We start from the raw sequence: 16,177 nt of genomic DNA on the forward strand, positions 1-16,177 counted from the left end.
ATTTGGTGGTATTATTATGAACTGGTTAGATATAGTTATTATATTTATCTTAATATATACAACTACAAAGGGGTTAAGGTTAGGATTTATTTTATCAATATTTAATATTATTCAAGTAATATTAGCGGTAATGATTACTAAAGTATATTATCCTACTGTTTATGGGTATATAATAAATAATCCTAAGGCTTACAATATATTTAAAAGTATAACTGAAGTAGTTTTAAAGATATTATTTCACTCAAGAATTAAAGAGGAGGCGAATTTTATTTCCAATTTGTTTTCTACAGGGTTGCTAAAAATTATAATTACAATTACTGCAATGATTATAGTATTTACTTTAGCTAATATATTGATAAGTTTAATTCTAGGAATTTTTTCATTCCTTTTAGATGTACCAATACTAAAACAGTTAAATAAGGCAGGAGGTATAATATTTGGATTAATAGAAGGATTATTTATTATCTATTTATTAAATTTAATTTTATTCCCGATAGCTTCAATTTTTCCCCAATCTTTTATTGGAAGCAGTGTATATAACTCTTTAATCTTTGCTTATTTAAGTGGTTTAAATTTTAATTTTACTGATGGAATCATTATCTAGGGAGGGATATCATGAAAAGGAATAGCTATTCTTTTGGTTTATTATTAGTATTTGTTGGGATTTTGTTTCTGTTGTTAAATTTAAAAGTGTTAAATATGGATTGGGTTTTATTTCTACTATCTATAGGGCTAATAATAGGATATTTTAGTCAAAAGCATATAGGATATTTAATATCTGGATTGGTACTATTAGGCATTTCCTTAATTTCCATATTAAATCAATACGTTTTTCCTGAGATAAATGTGAAAAGTTTTCTATTCCTATGGATATTTGGAGTTATGTCCTTAGCATTATATTTTAAACAAAAGAATAAAGGGTTTTTGATAATTGGTGTGATCTTACCTGCTTTAGGAACCTACAATCTAATTGAAGAATTGGCTTTCTATGATGTTAATTGGGTTTTATTCCTGTTATTTGGAATTGCTTTCTACATTGCATACATAATAGGATATAGAAGTTCTGGAATAGAATGGCCTAAACATCTAGCCTGGATAATGGTAGCTATTTCTATATTACTCCTAATATCGTCTAGGACGGTTATCCGATTTGGATTTTGGAAATTAATATCTTATATAATACCAATAATGTTAATAGGGATAGGTATAAAAATTATATATAATATAGTAAAATTAAAAGAATAATCCCAGGAATGGGATTATTCTACTATTATCTCAACTTTTTCTCCATTTTCACTTTCCACATCTACTAACTTTCCAGAAGCTCCTTCCTTTATAGCTTCAAATACTTCTTTTAAATCCATCTCATCAAGACCAGATTCTTTTAACTCTGGTACAAAATTCGGGGCAACTTTGCCTGCTATTTTCATGCCTACATCTATTAATGATACAGGTATGGTTACATTTACCTTAGTACTATTATCTGGTTCAAAAACTCTTATCTTTAACCATTTAGCCTTTTGGTTTTCCATATAATTTACCTTGGTTTCATTAAGAGCATCCAATAGTTCTACACCTTCTTCACTAGTGATCTTACCTTCTTCTACCATTTTCAAAATTTGTAATTTTTCATCCTTAAAATCCGTCATTTAAATCCCCCTATCTTATTCTTATTGAACCATTGGAAGTAGAAGCATTTAAATGGAAACAATCTTCTCCTTCACTAAAGTCAACGCTATGGGCAACTATTTTTTTAACTCCCAGGTTTACCTGTTTGTTCACTTTATATACAAGGTCTGGTATTTCCAAACTAATATTTCCTATGGAGGTTTCTAGGTCGAAATAACTCATATTTCTTAATTCACCTAATTCTACATCAATAGTAGAATTAGAGGTGGAAAGCTTTAATTCACCAATTTTTTTATTATTTAAATCCCTACATATTATCTTTCCGTTAGACGTAATAAGTTGGACTATTTTACTATCTATATCATTTATTTCAATAGAGCTATTGGAAGTATTGGCAGATATACTGTTTGCTAATATATCGGAAAGTGTAATCCTACCATTTTTAGTAGAAGTTATTAAATTATCGCTATCAATATCTTCCATCATAATATTGGAATTGGTGGTAACTGTCTTTAGCACAGGGGAAGAAATATCCTTTAAATTGATTCTTCCATTTTTCGTTGATAAGTCAATACCTTTTGCTATAATATCCCTTATTGAAATAGAGGCATTAGATGTTTTACAATTGAGTACTTCCAAATTAAAATCTTCTACCTGGATTTTACCATTGGACGTATTCAAATTTATTTCTTCATAATATCTATCAGGTAAATATACATCTAAATCCATCATTACATTATTGGTATATAAAGGTTCAAATATTATCTTATTAGTTTCTTCATATAAATCGTAAAACTTGTCATCCTCGGATAAATTATTATGTTTATATTTATAAAGGATTTTAATTAATATCTTTTCTTCTTTCCAATTCTTTAAAGTAATGCCACCATTAATTGATTTTAATTGAATTATAGGGCTATCCATCTGAGATATATCCTTTTCAATTTCGGTATTTATGGTCTTGTAGTCGCCAAAAAAACCAATTATATTGTTTTTGTTTATTAAATTACTGAAGGCATTTGATAATTTACTACCCAAATCTGCACTAAAATCTTCTACCTTTTTACCCTGTTCCTTAAGGTTCTTTTCTAACTCTTCCAGTTTTTCCTTAGTTTTGTCCATATCGATAAACTTTTCTTCATTTTCTTTAATGGATTCATACTCTATGAAACTTTCCGTTTCTTCTAGTGCTTCTAATAGTTTTACCGCTTCTTCACTGGTGATTTTGCCTTCTTCTAACATAGATAATACCATCATCTTTTCATCTTTCATTTTAATCCCCCTTATTCTTCTCCTTTAAGGAGTTTTATAGCTTCTTCAGAAGAAATCTCCCCTTCATCTAATCTTTTTAATATCTCTTTTTTGTCTACCTTTGGCTCATTATATCTAGGCTTATATCCTAAAGCTTCAATTACATCTTCTAATTTATTTCTGACAGTGGGATAGGATATTCCTAAGTCCTTTTCTATTTCCTTAATATTTCCCCTATTTCTAATAAAAGCTTCTAAGAAATTTTTTTGTTCATTGGAAAGCTTGCAAAATTTACATAATGAAAAACTTCCTTCTATATTGGTATAGCAATTACGACAACTTAATCTTGTTACTTCCAACTCTTCTCCACAAACTGGACATTTTCCTAATACTTCTCTTCTCATATTGTCACTCTCCCTATTTGCTAAAGTATAGTTATTTTAACTTTCATATTGTCTCCACCTTGGATGTCCACTAAATCAAAGGGACCATATTTTTTCAACTCCTTAAAAATTAACTTTATATCTTTTCTATCTATTGAATTTAGTATTTTTTTAACATCTTCATCAAGATCATCCACAAATCTTACAGCTATAGAACTTATACCAAAACCTATATCTATAAAAAAGGTTATAAGGCCAAAAGGTATGGCGGGTATTTTAATAGATTCTTCCCCGTCTACTACATAAATTTTTAGTTTAGAGGCTTTCTTTTTAATGGTTTCAGTATTAAAATTCATATTTTTTATCGAATTCATTGCATCTTTATATTTTATTTCTCCATTATCTAGTTGACTTAATATTTCTTTAATGCTGCCCTCCAAAACAATCCCTCCTAATCCGGTGAAATAGGAAAATATCAATTTAATAAAGGTAAAACAACAAATTAGGGTATAATAATAGAAACCTAATTTGAACATTTAGTTCTCTTTAATACTATATTAATATCAAAATTTAAAAATGTCAACATAATTCTTAATAATATTAATAAAATTATTAAAAATATTAAAAATAGGTTTAAAATATTTAAGTTCCCTTTCTGATTTCACTTATAGATATAATTTATAGTATGGCCAATTACTATAAAGAATCCTCATAGTTCACTATGGAGAAAGAGTAGTATAATATACTTGTAAAGATAAATGAGGAGGTATTATTTATGAAAGTTGAAGTAGATGCAAGAGGACAAGCTTGTCCTAAACCAGTTATTATGACTAAAAAAGAGTTAGATAATATAAAGGAAGGTATAATTACTACAATTGTGGACAATGAAGTGGCAAAAGAAAATGTTTCAAAGCTTGCTAAGAGTGCAGGTTATGATTATAAAGTTGACAAAAAAAGCGATAATGAATATTATATACACATAACCAAAGGCGAAGTTTCAAAAGAAGCTAATGTATGCATACCAGAGACCTTTAAGGATCTAACCATAGCCTTTTCTTCCAATACCATGGGTAAAGGCTCAGAGGAATTAGGAAAAATTTTAATGAAATCCTTTATATATACTTTAACTGAAGCAACTCCTTTTCCTTCTACATTGGTGTTCTATAATGGGGGAGTCTATCTAACATGTGAAGGCTCTGAAGTATTAGAAGACTTAAAGAAATTAGAAGCTGAGGGTGTAGAGATCATCTCCTGTGGAACCTGTTTAGATTATTTTGGAATCAAGGATAAACTTGAAGTAGGAGAAATATCAAATATGTATACAATCTATGAAAAATTAAAAAATCCAATGAATACAATAACTATAGGATAGGAGAGTATGTTATAATGAAAGATAAGCAGTTTGGAGTTGTTACCTTTAAATCTACCCATTATGCAATAAAGGGAGATATAATATTTAAAAAGGAAGATATTAAATATAGAACTATACCGACTCCAAGGGAAATAACTCGTAGCTGTGGGTTGGCTATTAAATTTGATCTAGAGGATATAGGCTTGATAAAGGATATCATCCGGGAAAACCAACTGGATATAGATGGAATATTTAAACTCATTAAAAATGATAATGGTTATAAAGCTGAAAAGATAAACTGATATTGGAGGACTATATGGATAGGGTATTGAACTTTATAAATCATTTTTTAAAAAATGAAGATGGAAATTTAAATATATTAGGCAAGGGTCTAAAGATAATTCTAGTATTTATTGTTATTAGGATATTAATTAAGGTATCCTATATTATAATAGATAAGACTGTAGAAAACAGAAAAAGAAGGCTTTTTTCCTTTGATGAAAAAAAGGTTAATACCCTAACTGCCGTACTAAAAAATATTATGAAATATGTTTTATACTTTATAGGCACAGTAATAATATTGGACATGTTTAATATAAATACTAATTCTATTTTAGCTACGGCTGGAATAGGTGGTTTGGCTATAGGTTTTGGTGCCCAATCTTTAGTCAAAGATGTAATAACAGGCTTCTTCATTCTATTTGAAGATCAGTTTTCCGTAGGGGATTATGTTAAAATAGATAATTATGAAGGGATCGTTGAAGAACTAGGAGTAAGGGTGACCAAATTAAGGGATTTCTCTGGAGAACTCCATATTATACCTAATGGCAATATTAATACTGTAACAAACAAGACTAGGGGAGCTATGCGAGCTCTTGTAAAGGTGAGTATAGCTTATGAAGAAGATATAGACAAAACCATTAAAGTTCTAGATGAAGTTTGCAATAGATTAAAAAAATCTAATGAAAATATTGTAGAAGGACCTACTATTTTAGGAGTTTCTGATTTAGGAGAATATGGAGTAGATATAACTATAGTAGCTAAGACTAAACCTATGGAACAGTGGAGTGTAGAGAGAGCCCTTAGAAAAGATATTAAAGAAGCTTTCGATAGGGAAAATATTGAAATACCATATCCTAGAATGGTTATATTTGATAATAAATCTTAGGAGGTATTGATTATGGTGTTAAATTACGAACTTGGTGACATTATAACTTTAAAAAAACCTCATCCCTGTGGGGAAAATAAATGGGAAATAATGAGGACTGGCGTAGATATTAAACTAAAATGTTTGGGATGCGATAGGCAAATTTGGATACCTAGGATAGACTTTGAAAGGCGTGTAAGAAGAATTTTAGTAGACGATAAATGGATTAGTATAATCCACTATAAGGGAAGAGAAGGAGTGGATTAAAGCTATTTTCTGGGTTGTTTTAAACCAGAAAATAGCTTTTTTTATATTAGACAATTTGGTCTTTTAATAGTAAACTATAATTGATAGGATTAATTTATTTTTTAGCATGAAAACGTTTTTAAATTTTAGGAGGTGTTTTAATGGCTTTAAATTATGCTAAAAGAATGGACAATATTAAAGCATCTGAAATTAGGGAATTGTTAAAATTAACCCAAAGACCAGAAGTTATTTCATTTGCAGGTGGATTACCTGCTCCAGAATTATTCCCTGTTGAAGAACTTAAAAGGGTAGCCAAAGAAGTATTAGAAGAAAACGGAACGGCCGCATTGCAATATGGTCCTACAGAAGGATATGAACCATTGAGGGAAAAAATTGTAGAAAGAATGAAAAAGGTAAACGTTGATGTTAGTGTGGATAATATCTTAGTTACAAGTGGATCCCAACAAGGATTAGACTTTGCTGCAAGAATATTTATCAATCCAGGAGATGTAATTATCTGTGAAAGTCCTAGTTATTTAGGTGCAATTAATGCTTTTAAAGCTTATGAACCCAAATTTATTGAAGTAGCAACTGACGATTATGGAATGATTATGGAGGATTTGGAAAAGGCCCTTGAAGAAAATGACAATGCAAAGTTTATCTATGTAATACCTGATTTCCAAAACCCATCTGGAAAGACTTGGTCTGAAGAAAGAAGGAAGAAATTAGTAGAATTAGCTAATAAACACAATGTAGCAATATTAGAAGATAACCCTTATGGAGAATTAAGATTTGAAGGTGAGTTTTTACCTGCTGTTAAACATTATGATACAGAAGGAAGGGTAATCTTTTTAGGCACTTTTTCTAAAATATTTTGTCCAGGTCTTAGACTTGGCTGGGTAGCTGCTGATGAGGAAGTACTTAATAAATTTATCATGGTAAAACAAGGGGCAGACTTGCAATCTAGTACTATATCTCAAATGGAAGTAGCCAAGTTTTTAGAAACATATGATATAGAAGAACATATTGAAAAATTAAAGAAAGTATATAAAAAGAGAAAAGATTTAATGATAAAAACCATGGAAGAAGAATTTCCTGAAGGAGTTAAATTTACTAATCCGGAAGGTGGATTATTTACTTGGGTAGTATTACCAGAGCATATAAACGCTAGAGAATTGGCTGTAAAAGCCTTGGAAAGGAATGTAGCCTTCGTTCCAGGAGGTTCCTTTTTCCCTAATGGTGGTAATGAAAATACCTTCAGAATGAACTATTCCAATATGGATGAGGAAAGAATAGTTGAAGGTGTAAAGAGATTAGGAGAAGTATTAAGAGAAGTAATCTAGGAAAAACTCCCTCTAAATTAGAGGGGGTTTTTAGATAGGTAATTTTATTTCAACTTCTGTGCCTTCATTTATTTTACTAGTCAATGATATTTTTCCATTATGATATTTTACTATATGTTTTACAATAGATAGTCCTAGGCCAGAGCCTCCTACTTTTTTAGAACGGCTTTTATCTACCATATAAAAGCGTTCAAAAATTTTATCCTGTTCTTCTTGCGAGATGCCTATTCCAGTGTCTTTTACTCTGATTATGCAAAGACCATCTATTTCCTCTAATAACACATCAATTTTTCCATTAGGTTTATTGTATTTTATAGCATTGTCTATTAGATTATATAATAAGTCCTTAATCATCCTTTTATTGCCATGAATAAATATATTTCCAGCTGCAAGGTTTAGGCTTAATCCTCTATTTTTTGCTCTAATTTCTAACTGAGATACTACTTCCTTAGCAATATCCGATATATTTGTAATTTCCATAGTTTTATTTTCTATTTCATCTTCAATATGTGACAAATGAATAATTGAATCTATTAAATCTAATAATCGAGTGCCTTCCTTGTGAATTATATTAGCAAATTTTACAGTGTCTTCTATGTTTATCTGGCCAGTAGATAGCATTTCTGCAAAACCATTTATGGAAGTAAGGGGAGTTTTTAACTCATGGGATACGTTAGCAGTAAAATCCCTTCTAGATTTTTCCGCTTCCTTTAACTTCAAAATATAATTTTCTATTTCCATTTTTTGAATCTGGATAGCTTTTATAAAAGGTATTAACTCATCATAAACTTCTACATCTTCCATTTCTTCTCCCGTGAGAATATTTTCAATACTTTGGGTGGCAATAGATATGGGCTTTATGATTTTGGAAGTCAAAATATTGGCAACAAGATACAGGGATATTAGAATAAAGACCAAAACTCCAACTGTGACGGGAAGAATAGACAAAAACCTTGAAGTTAAATCCACATATCCTTGATTAATATCCCCACTATATAAGTCATAAAACAAAAAAGCTATAATACTAGCAGTTATAATTGCGGTAATAGTTGCAACCATAGCTAGGTTAAAATAAATTCTCTTTTCCATAATTAATCCCCCAGTTTATAACCAACGTTCCTAATGGTTTGAATATATTTGCCTGAATCCCCTAATTTAAGCCTTAGAGTTCTAATATGCACATCTATAGTTCGTGTTTCCCCTTCAAAATCAAAACCCCATACTTCATTCATTATTTTATTTCTTGATAAGACTATGTCCTGATTTTTCATTAGATAATATAATAGTTCAAACTCTTTATGGGTTAGGGTTACTTCTTTTCCATCTACTGTAACCAAATATTTGTCGTAGTCAATAGATATTTCCTTAAAGATCAATTTTGTAGTTCTGTTTTTTCTATTACTGCGACGTAAAACCGCTTTAACTCTAGATATTAATTCCATGATTCCAAAGGGTTTTTCAATATAATCATCTGCACCCATATCTAGAGATTTAACTTTATCAAATTCACTAGTTTTAGCTGTAAGCATGATGACAGGAATATCTGAAGTTTTAAAATTGGATTTTAATTTTTTCAAAATCACATATCCATCATCACCGGGAAGCATAATATCCAAAATAATTAAGTCGGGAATAGGATTATCAAACAAGGCTTCACCATTTTCAAAGCCTGTAGCTTCAAATCCATTATTATTTAGGGCATAAACTACTAATTCCCTAATACTCTCATCGTCTTCTATACAATATATTAAAGACATTTAATCAACTCCTACCATGTATAATGCTCTCCTTTTATTGCAAAATATACCCATTCTGCAATGTTTTGAGCATGATCACCTATCCTTTCTAAATATTTGGCTATCATTAGTAAATCGATAACCTGTTCTTTAGAATCCCTATCTTCTCTAACTAGATCTACTAACTCATTTTTAATTATATCAAATAATTGGTCTACTGTGTCATCGTATAAGATAACTTCTTTAACCAATTCTATGTCCCTTCTAACAAAAGAGTCTATACTATTTTTAACCATTTTTATTGCCCCTTCAGCCATTTGGGGTATATGAACAAGCTCTTTTAAATAGGTTTCATTGGCAAGTCTAATGGATATTTCAGAAATATCTGCTGCTTGGTCTCCTATTCTTTCCATATCCGTTATCATCTTTAAAGCGGCAGATATAAGTCTTAAATCCCCGGCCACGGGTTGTTGCTGGAGCAATAATCTTAAACACCTTTGTTCAATAGCCCTTTCCATATCGTCTATTTCCTTATCATTATCTACTATTCGCCTTGCTAAATCGACATTCTGTTCCTTTAGAGCTGTTATAGCAGCTTTAATAGCACTTTCTATTAAATTACCCATTTCTATCAACTCATCATTAAGCAAATCCAACTCTCTATCAAATCTATTTCTTATCATATTTATCATCCTTTCCATTTTTTAGCCAAATCTACCCGTTATATAGTCTTCAGTACGCTTGTCTTTTGGTATGGAAAATAGATCAACAGTTTGATCAAATTCAATTAACTCACCATTTAAAAGAAAAGCCGTTTTATCAGAGACCCTAGTAGCTTGTTGCATATTATGGGTTACTATTACTATTGTGTAATTTTTTTTCAACTCCTGAATTAAATCTTCAATTTTTGCTGTAGAAATAGGATCTAGAGCAGAGGTAGGTTCATCCATTAATAATACTTCTGGCTCAACAGCAAGAGCTCTTGCTATGCAAAGTCTTTGTTGTTGTCCCCCAGAAATCCTAAGGGCATTCTTTTTAAGATCATCCTTTACTTCATCCCAAATGGCAGCAGCTTTTAGGCTTCTCTCAACAATTTCATCTAGTTTGGATCTATTTTTTATTCCATGAGTCCTTGGACCGTAGGCAATATTATCATATATGCTCATTGGGAAAGGATTAGGTTTTTGAAAAACCATACCTACCCTTTTTCTCAGTAGATTAACATCAAAATTTTCAGCATATATATCTTCTCCATCCAGGAGGATATCTCCTTGGATTTTACATTTTTCAACTAAATCGTTCATACGGTTTAGGCTTTTCAATAAAGTAGATTTTCCACAGCCTGAGGGTCCTATAAGGGCTGTTATTTCGTTTTCGTTTATATTCATATTTATACCTTTTAAAGCGTGAAAATTACCGTAATATAAATTCATATTCTTTATAACAAATTTATTCATTTTCATTCCCCTTTGTCAATTTATTACTTAGTAAAGTAGATAATCCATTTACAACCAATATCACGATCAATAAAATAACTCCCGTTGCATATGATTCTTTCACATGAAGGCCTTCCGTAGAAAGTACATACATATGAAGGGCCAAAGTACGACCAGATGAAAAAAGTCCTTCTGGAATTTTTGTAGCAGTTCCCAAAGTAAATATCAATGCTGCCGTTTCTCCAACAATACGACCTATTGAAAGTATAATACCCGATAAAATTCCTGGCATTGCTACTGATAGGACTACTTTAAAAATAGTACGTAGCTTTCCTGCACCTAGGGCAAAACTAGCTTCCCTAAGGGAATCGTCTACAGAAAGCAAAGCTTCTTCCGTAGTTCTGATTATTAAAGGTAGTACCATAATTGCAGCCGTTAAAGCTCCTGCCAATAGAGAATATTTAAAATTAAGCCTTATAACAAAGAACAGCATACCAAATAATCCATAGACTATTGATGGGATACCAGATAGAGTTTCAGTTGCAATTCTAATGATTTCCACTCTTTTATTGCCTTTTTTGGCATATTCCACTAGATAAAATCCAGTAAATATACCTATTGGTGTTGCAATTACCAGAGTTAAAAATATTAGCATCAAGGTAGTAATCATAGCGGGGAAAAGGGATACATTCTCCGTTGTGTATTTTAATTGGAATAAAGATAGATCTAAGTTTGGTAAGCCCATTATTAAAATATATCCAATTATGAAAAATAACACACCAAATGTGATAAAAGCAGATATTTTTATTGTAGTTTTTATTGCTCTATCCATTATTTGTCCTCCTCTTAATAGTCAAAAATATTCCATTAATAATCAATATAAATGCAAACAATATAGTAGCCGTCGCAATTAAAGCTTGTCTATGTTCATCTGCAGCGTAGGCCATTTCGATTACAATATTAGTAGTAAGGGTTCTAATACCTTTTGCAAGGCCTGCTGGCATACGAGCTTGATTCCCTGCTACTAAAATAACAGCCATAGTCTCTCCAATAGCACGGCCTATCCCAAGAATAATGCTAGATAATATGCCAGATTTTGCAGTAGGGAGTACTACCGACAAAATAGATTTTTCATGGGAGGCGCCCAGGGCAATACTCCCTTCATAATAGCTTCGAGGAACGGCCCTAATAGATGCTTCAGATATATTTATAATAGTCGGAAGAATCATTATGCCCAGTAAAATAGAAGCAGTAATTATATTCATACCAGTTCCCCCAAATATATTTCTAATAATAGGTACAACAACTACTAATGCAAAGAAACCATAGACAATTGAGGGTATTCCAGCCATTAGGTTAATGCTTGGTTTTAAAAATTTATATATCTTTTTATTACAAAACTTAGCTAAATATGTTGCTGTTAAAATACCTATGGGAACCCCTATAATTATTGCTCCTATGGTAACATAAATAGAGCCAAGTATCATGGGTAAAATTCCAAATGATGAAGGAGTATTGTTGGGTTTCCATTCAGTCCCAAGAAGAAAATTTTTTAAACCATATTCCTGTATAAAAGGAATACCTCCAGCAAATATAAATATACATATGAGCACTATGGCAATTATAGACATAGTCGCAGATATAAAGAACACTATTTTCATAAAATTTTCAATGGATTTAGACTTCATATATTTCACCTTCATTTCTATCTTTGTTAATTTAAATTTTGAAATCAATATAGCCTAGTTAACTAGGCTATATTGATTGAAAGGGAGAGTGTCTTATTCAATTTCACTCCAATTAGTGGTTTCACCTATATAAATTGATTTTATATCATCGATACTTAAATCTTCCACAGGGTTATCATTATTCACTATAACTGCAATTCCATCTAAAGCTATGACTACAGGAGTTAATTCAGCAAGTTCTGAATCCTTCAATTCTCTTGAAGCCATACCAATATCAGCAGTGCCTTCCATGGCAGATTGCATTCCAGCTGAAGAACCAGTAGATTGAACTTCTATGGATACGCCTGAGTTTAATTCTTGATATGCTTCAACTAATTTTTCCATTAAAGGAGATACGGAAGTGGAACCTGCTATAACTAAAGTATCTTCTTCTGTGCCATTGCTTTCATAATTTGAGGCTTGTGTGTCTACTTGCACATACCCTTCTTTTGCAACAATATCTTGTCCTTCAGAGCTAAGTATGAAATCAAGAAAGTCTTTAGCCAATGGACTTAAATCCCCTTTATATGCTAAATTGAATGGTCTTGCCACTTCATAGGAATTATTTAATATATTTTCAGCAGTAGCTTCTACTCCATTTACTTTTACTGCTTTTACAGTGTTATTCAATGAACCAAGAGAAATATATCCTATACTATATTCATCACCAGCCACTGTAGTCATAACTGCATTGGTGCCATTTTGTACAATTGCCTCAGGATAAGTCCTATCCATTTCATTGTCATTTGCATCCTTCTCTAGTATTCCAACTATTTCAATAAAGGCTCCCCTAGTTCCAGACCCTTCTTCCCTAGTAACTACATTGATAGTTTTACCAGTATCAAAATCATCTCCATTGCTAGAACCAGATTCAACAGTATTGCCACTACTATTATTGTTTGAACAACCAACTATCATAACCATTATCATAATAGCAACTAAAAATATACTTATAAATCTTTTCATAAATTAATTACCTACCTTTCTTTCCAATTTTTTATCTTCAATATAAGGATATCGAAGCTATGTAAAATCTGTTGCATTTAGAATGTAAAATCTATGTAAAATATATATGAATGTATAGGAATTACAAAAGCCAGACTATTAATAAGAAGTATTGAAATTTAGCACTATACTTTTTGCATGTAATTTGCTTAAATATTACTATAGACTAAATTAGGAGGGGTATAGATGTTAAAAGTAATAAAAAATGGAGAAGTTTATTGTCCAAATTATCTAGGCCAAAAGGATGTATTAATTATTGGAAGTAAGATAGGGTACATTATGGATGAAATAAATATACCTAAAAATTTTGTAGAGATTGAAGTAATAGATGCTACCAATAAATATTTGGTACCTGGGTTTATCGACTCCCATGTTCATATATGCGGGGGTGGTGGAGAAGGTGGTTATAAGACCAGAACACCAGAAATACAGTTAACGGACATTACCCTTGGTGGAGTTACTACTGTTATAGGAGTATTAGGAACAGATGGAACAACTAGGAATATGGGCAATTTAATAGCTAAAGCTAGAGGATTAGAAGAAGAAGGAATTTCTACCTATGTATACACAGGTTCATATCAAGTTCCTATAAGAACATTAACAGGGAATATTCAAGATGATATAGTACTTATTGATAAAATAATCGGTGTAGGAGAAGTGGCAATGTCAGATCATCGATCAAGTCAGCCTACTGTAAATGATTTTGCAAAGGTAGCTGCGGAAGCAAGAGTAGGAGGAATACTATCGGGAAAAGCTGGAATAGTAAATATTCACATGGGAGATGGGAAAAGGGAATTGGATTTTATCGAAGAAATAGTTGAAAATACTGAAATACCTATAACTCAATTTTTACCTACTCATATGAATAGAAATAGAAGTCTTTTCAATAGAGCCATAGAATATGCAAGAAAAGGAGGAATAGTAGATTTTACAACTAGCACTACTAAAAGATTTTTAGAAGAAGGAGAAACAAAATGTAGCAAGGCATTGAAGATATTGTTAGATGAAGGTGTATCATCTGGCAATATAACATTTTCCTCAGATGGACAAGGCAGTTTACCAGAGTTTGATGAACGGGATGAATTTATAGGTTTAGGAGTAGGGAAGGTAGCATCCCTATACGGTGAAGTAAGAGACTCAATATTAGATGAAAAATTACCAATGGAAAAAGCATTAAAAGTTATTACATCAAATCCTGCAGATGTGTTGAAATTATCAAATAAAGGATATATAGAAGAAGGAAGAGATGCAGATATAGTTCTATTAAACAAAAACACCTTAGAAATTGATACTGTTATAGCCTTAGGTGAAATAATGGTTTTAGCAGGAAAACCAGTAATTAGGGGGACTTTTGAATGAATTGTGAAAGAAACCTAGGATAAAATAAAATCAATATTGTATTGCACAAAAATTACATTAATGATATAATTCTATAGATATATCCTTGCTCTATTAAATAATAGAGCCGTTAGTCCAAAAGGAGGTGAAAGACATGAGAAAATATGAAGCAGTTTTTATCTTTGTGCCAACTCTTGAAGATGAAACAAGAAACCAATTATTCGACAGATTGAAAGGTATTATAGAATCAAATGGTACCATTTCAAATGTAGATGAATGGGGAGTAAGAAAACTTGCTTACGAAATTAATGATATATCTGAAGGATATTATATAGTAGTCAACTTTGAATCTACCCCAGAAATTGTAGAGGAGCTAGACAGAGTATGTAAAATTTCCGACAGTATAATGAGACATATGATAATTAGAGAAGATGAATAGAATTTAAGGTGGTGTTTTGGTTGAATAATGTTGTGTTAATTGGAAGACTTACAAGGGATCCAGAGTTAAGGTATATCCCCAATACAGGGACTCCAGTATCAACCTTTAGTCTAGCTGTGGATAAACCCCTGTCTAGGGAGAAAAAACAGGAAATGGAAGCAAAAGGACAACCAACAGCCGATTTTATAAACATTGTCGTATGGGGAAAACAAGCAGAAAACTGTGCAAATTATCTAGCAAAGGGAAGGCTTACCGCCGTTCAGGGAAGAATTCAATCTAGAACTTATGACGCTAAGGATGGTACGAGAAGGTATGTAACTGAAGTTGTAGCAGAGAGAGTTCAGTTTCTAGAATGGGGAGATGACAGCAGTTCTAATTTCAATAGTTCTTCAGATTCAGACTTTCCAGGAATAGATGGTTTTGAGCCAGTTGACGATGATAATATTCCATTCTAAGAAGGAGGGAAGACGGTGCAAAGAAGATTTAAACCAAGAAAAAGAGTTTGTAATTTTTGTGCAGATAAAGTTGAACATATAGATTATAAAGATATTAATAAATTAAAAAAATATGTTACTGAAAGAGGAAAGATTCTTCCAAGAAGAATTTCCGGGAACTGCGCAAAACATCAAAGAGAATTAACAAGAGCTATTAAACGAGCAAGACAAATAGCGCTACTACCATATAGTGCAGATTAAGAGAGGAATAACCTCTCTTTTTTGTTTGACATATAATATTATACTCTGTATTATTTTAGTAAGACTATTTTTTTAACAAATCGATCTAAACTAAGATTATGATAAAAGGGTGAAAATATGGAAGAGAAGAAAGAGATGGATATAATAAAAAACCTAAGGACTATAGAATGGTTAAAAAGTGAGATATTAACTTCCATTGCTAATTTATATCAATTATTAGCTAAAGGGGAAGATTATATCAAAGATGATATAGAAGACCTTATTTCTAATATTATGCTTTTATCCTTTTTATTGGGTAAAAGAATGGGAATAGACTATGAAGACATAAGCTCCAATCTGAAAGATAAGGTAAAGCTAAATATATTAGAAGGGCATAAAATTGAGAAATGGTATGGAGATTTAAGCGAGCTAATGGAGTTTTTAAGGACTAAATAAGAACGGGGTGAAAGAT

General features: G+C 31.3%; 23 protein-coding genes. 12 read left to right on the top strand and 11 right to left on the bottom strand.

Annotation, left to right across the window (positions count from 1 at the left end; genetic code table 11):
• Positions 1–16: 16 nt before the first annotated feature.
• Together CUL_RS0102905 and CUL_RS0102910 are read left to right on the top strand one after the other, a co-directional pair.
• Positions 17–604 (top strand): CvpA family protein, encoded by a 588-nt coding sequence (locus CUL_RS0102905; RefSeq protein WP_005588619.1) that lies wholly within the window; start codon positions 17–19, stop codon positions 602–604.
• A gap of 11 nt (positions 605–615) precedes the next feature.
• Positions 616–1,245: a hypothetical protein gene (locus CUL_RS0102910; protein ID WP_025640452.1), complete on the top strand. Its 630-nt coding sequence runs from the start codon at positions 616–618 to the stop codon at positions 1,243–1,245.
• 14 nt (positions 1,246–1,259) lie between these two features.
• Here CUL_RS0102910 and CUL_RS0102915 read toward each other — a convergent pair whose 3' ends face one another.
• From CUL_RS0102915 to CUL_RS0102930, 4 genes are read right to left on the bottom strand one after another with little or no spacing between them, the layout of a single operon-like run.
• On the bottom strand, positions 1,260–1,649 hold the full coding sequence (locus tag CUL_RS0102915; RefSeq protein ID WP_005588621.1) for an SHOCT-like domain-containing protein: 390 nt from the start codon (positions 1,647–1,649) through the stop codon (positions 1,260–1,262).
• Positions 1,650–1,659: 10 nt separating this feature from the next.
• Positions 1,660–2,901 carry a DUF4097 family beta strand repeat-containing protein gene (locus CUL_RS0102920; protein WP_025640453.1) on the bottom strand — a complete coding sequence of 414 codons (1,242 nt, stop codon included), beginning with the start codon at positions 2,899–2,901 and terminating at the stop codon, positions 1,660–1,662.
• Between the two features lie 11 nt (positions 2,902–2,912).
• Positions 2,913–3,284: a DUF2089 domain-containing protein gene (locus tag CUL_RS0102925; protein ID WP_005588623.1), complete on the bottom strand. Its 372-nt coding sequence runs from the start codon at positions 3,282–3,284 to the stop codon at positions 2,913–2,915.
• 20 nt (positions 3,285–3,304) lie between these two features.
• Positions 3,305–3,703, bottom strand: coding sequence for a hypothetical protein (locus CUL_RS0102930; RefSeq protein WP_025640454.1), 399 nt, complete (start codon positions 3,701–3,703; stop codon positions 3,305–3,307).
• A gap of 335 nt (positions 3,704–4,038) precedes the next feature.
• On the opposite strand from CUL_RS0102930, the gene yedF reads away from it, so the two are divergent.
• The 5 genes from yedF to CUL_RS0102955 all read left to right on the top strand — a co-directional run bounded on the left by yedF (position 4,039) and on the right by CUL_RS0102955 (position 7,350).
• Positions 4,039–4,635: a sulfurtransferase-like selenium metabolism protein YedF gene (yedF, locus tag CUL_RS0102935; RefSeq protein WP_005588625.1), complete on the top strand. Its 597-nt coding sequence runs from the start codon at positions 4,039–4,041 to the stop codon at positions 4,633–4,635.
• Between the two features lie 14 nt (positions 4,636–4,649).
• Positions 4,650–4,916 (top strand): putative Se/S carrier protein, encoded by a 267-nt coding sequence (locus tag CUL_RS0102940; RefSeq protein ID WP_005588626.1) that lies wholly within the window; start codon positions 4,650–4,652, stop codon positions 4,914–4,916.
• A gap of 14 nt (positions 4,917–4,930) precedes the next feature.
• Positions 4,931–5,782: a mechanosensitive ion channel family protein gene (locus CUL_RS0102945; protein WP_025640455.1), complete on the top strand. Its 852-nt coding sequence runs from the start codon at positions 4,931–4,933 to the stop codon at positions 5,780–5,782.
• A gap of 15 nt (positions 5,783–5,797) precedes the next feature.
• Positions 5,798–6,028, top strand: a complete 231-nt coding sequence (locus tag CUL_RS0102950; RefSeq protein ID WP_025640456.1) for a DUF951 domain-containing protein — start codon at positions 5,798–5,800, stop codon at positions 6,026–6,028.
• A gap of 140 nt (positions 6,029–6,168) precedes the next feature.
• Complete coding sequence (locus tag CUL_RS0102955) at positions 6,169–7,350, top strand: aminotransferase-like domain-containing protein (protein WP_005588629.1); 1,182 nt, start codon at positions 6,169–6,171, stop codon at positions 7,348–7,350.
• 30 nt (positions 7,351–7,380) lie between these two features.
• On the opposite strand, the gene CUL_RS0102960 is transcribed toward CUL_RS0102955, so the two are convergent.
• The 7 genes from CUL_RS0102960 to CUL_RS0102990 form a co-directional block, all read right to left on the bottom strand.
• The gene (locus CUL_RS0102960; protein WP_025640457.1) at positions 7,381–8,439 is read right to left on the bottom strand and encodes a sensor histidine kinase; all 1,059 of its coding nucleotides are present in this window, start codon (positions 8,437–8,439) and stop codon (positions 7,381–7,383) included.
• 2 nt (positions 8,440–8,441) lie between these two features.
• Positions 8,442–9,107 (bottom strand): response regulator transcription factor, encoded by a 666-nt coding sequence (locus CUL_RS0102965; protein ID WP_005588630.1) that lies wholly within the window; start codon positions 9,105–9,107, stop codon positions 8,442–8,444.
• Positions 9,108–9,118: 11 nt separating this feature from the next.
• Complete coding sequence (gene phoU / locus CUL_RS0102970) at positions 9,119–9,769, bottom strand: phosphate signaling complex protein PhoU (protein ID WP_236616426.1); 651 nt, start codon at positions 9,767–9,769, stop codon at positions 9,119–9,121.
• 21 nt (positions 9,770–9,790) lie between these two features.
• Positions 9,791–10,543 (bottom strand): phosphate ABC transporter ATP-binding protein PstB, encoded by a 753-nt coding sequence (gene pstB, locus CUL_RS0102975; protein WP_097677621.1) that lies wholly within the window; start codon positions 10,541–10,543, stop codon positions 9,791–9,793.
• Positions 10,536–11,354, bottom strand: a complete 819-nt coding sequence (gene pstA / locus CUL_RS0102980) for a phosphate ABC transporter permease PstA (RefSeq protein ID WP_005588636.1) — start codon at positions 11,352–11,354, stop codon at positions 10,536–10,538. Before pstA ends, pstB begins: the two co-directional genes overlap by 8 nt.
• The gene (gene pstC, locus CUL_RS0102985; protein WP_035142846.1) at positions 11,347–12,225 is read right to left on the bottom strand and encodes a phosphate ABC transporter permease subunit PstC; all 879 of its coding nucleotides are present in this window, start codon (positions 12,223–12,225) and stop codon (positions 11,347–11,349) included. Before pstC ends, pstA begins: the two co-directional genes overlap by 8 nt.
• Positions 12,226–12,303: 78 nt before the next feature.
• Entirely contained in the window at positions 12,304–13,215 is a 912-nt protein-coding gene (locus tag CUL_RS0102990) for a substrate-binding domain-containing protein (RefSeq protein WP_025640460.1), read from the bottom strand.
• A gap of 225 nt (positions 13,216–13,440) precedes the next feature.
• On the opposite strand from CUL_RS0102990, the gene iadA reads away from it, so the two are divergent.
• From iadA to CUL_RS0103015, 5 genes are all read left to right on the top strand, one after another.
• Complete coding sequence (gene iadA / locus CUL_RS0102995; protein ID WP_005588639.1) at positions 13,441–14,613, top strand: beta-aspartyl-peptidase; 1,173 nt, start codon at positions 13,441–13,443, stop codon at positions 14,611–14,613.
• Between the two features lie 133 nt (positions 14,614–14,746).
• Positions 14,747–15,031, top strand: a complete 285-nt coding sequence (gene rpsF, locus CUL_RS0103000) for a 30S ribosomal protein S6 (RefSeq protein WP_005582417.1) — start codon at positions 14,747–14,749, stop codon at positions 15,029–15,031.
• 20 nt (positions 15,032–15,051) lie between these two features.
• Entirely contained in the window at positions 15,052–15,486 is a 435-nt protein-coding gene (locus tag CUL_RS0103005) for a single-stranded DNA-binding protein (RefSeq protein WP_005582418.1), read from the top strand.
• Between the two features lie 15 nt (positions 15,487–15,501).
• Complete coding sequence (rpsR, locus tag CUL_RS0103010) at positions 15,502–15,726, top strand: 30S ribosomal protein S18 (RefSeq protein WP_005582419.1); 225 nt, start codon at positions 15,502–15,504, stop codon at positions 15,724–15,726.
• Between the two features lie 117 nt (positions 15,727–15,843).
• Positions 15,844–16,161, top strand: coding sequence for a MazG-like family protein (locus CUL_RS0103015; protein ID WP_005582420.1), 318 nt, complete (start codon positions 15,844–15,846; stop codon positions 16,159–16,161).
• Positions 16,162–16,177: the final 16 nt, after the last annotated feature.

The sequence above is a fragment of the [Clostridium] ultunense DSM 10521 genome (genome assembly GCF_000511955.1).
In the GTDB taxonomy this organism is placed as follows: Bacteria; Bacillota; Clostridia; order Tissierellales; family Tepidimicrobiaceae; genus Schnuerera; species Schnuerera ultunensis.

Bases quoted from the DNA above. Each gene is read 5' to 3' on its own strand.
- CUL_RS0102905 (WP_005588619.1), top strand. From the start codon at position 17: ATGAACTGGTTAGATATAGTTATTATATTTATCTTAATATATACAACT.
- CUL_RS0102910 (WP_025640452.1), top strand. From the start codon at position 616: ATGAAAAGGAATAGCTATTCTTTTGGTTTATTATTAGTATTTGTTGGG.
- CUL_RS0102915 (WP_005588621.1), bottom strand. From the start codon at position 1,649: ATGACGGATTTTAAGGATGAAAAATTACAAATTTTGAAAATGGTAGAA.
- CUL_RS0102920 (WP_025640453.1), bottom strand. From the start codon at position 2,901: ATGAAAGATGAAAAGATGATGGTATTATCTATGTTAGAAGAAGGCAAA.
- CUL_RS0102925 (WP_005588623.1), bottom strand. From the start codon at position 3,284: ATGAGAAGAGAAGTATTAGGAAAATGTCCAGTTTGTGGAGAAGAGTTG.
- yedF (WP_005588625.1), top strand. From the start codon at position 4,039: ATGAAAGTTGAAGTAGATGCAAGAGGACAAGCTTGTCCTAAACCAGTT.
- CUL_RS0102940 (WP_005588626.1), top strand. From the start codon at position 4,650: ATGAAAGATAAGCAGTTTGGAGTTGTTACCTTTAAATCTACCCATTAT.
- CUL_RS0102945 (WP_025640455.1), top strand. From the start codon at position 4,931: ATGGATAGGGTATTGAACTTTATAAATCATTTTTTAAAAAATGAAGAT.
- CUL_RS0102955 (WP_005588629.1), top strand. From the start codon at position 6,169: ATGGCTTTAAATTATGCTAAAAGAATGGACAATATTAAAGCATCTGAA.
- CUL_RS0102960 (WP_025640457.1), bottom strand. From the start codon at position 8,439: ATGGAAAAGAGAATTTATTTTAACCTAGCTATGGTTGCAACTATTACC.
- CUL_RS0102965 (WP_005588630.1), bottom strand. From the start codon at position 9,107: ATGTCTTTAATATATTGTATAGAAGACGATGAGAGTATTAGGGAATTA.
- phoU (WP_236616426.1), bottom strand. From the start codon at position 9,769: ATGATAAGAAATAGATTTGATAGAGAGTTGGATTTGCTTAATGATGAG.
- pstB (WP_097677621.1), bottom strand. From the start codon at position 10,543: ATGAATAAATTTGTTATAAAGAATATGAATTTATATTACGGTAATTTT.
- pstA (WP_005588636.1), bottom strand. From the start codon at position 11,354: ATGGATAGAGCAATAAAAACTACAATAAAAATATCTGCTTTTATCACA.
- pstC (WP_035142846.1), bottom strand. From the start codon at position 12,225: ATGAAGGTGAAATATATGAAGTCTAAATCCATTGAAAATTTTATGAAA.
- CUL_RS0102990 (WP_025640460.1), bottom strand. From the start codon at position 13,215: ATGAAAAGATTTATAAGTATATTTTTAGTTGCTATTATGATAATGGTT.
- iadA (WP_005588639.1), top strand. From the start codon at position 13,441: ATGTTAAAAGTAATAAAAAATGGAGAAGTTTATTGTCCAAATTATCTA.
- rpsF (WP_005582417.1), top strand. From the start codon at position 14,747: ATGAGAAAATATGAAGCAGTTTTTATCTTTGTGCCAACTCTTGAAGAT.
- CUL_RS0103015 (WP_005582420.1), top strand. From the start codon at position 15,844: ATGGAAGAGAAGAAAGAGATGGATATAATAAAAAACCTAAGGACTATA.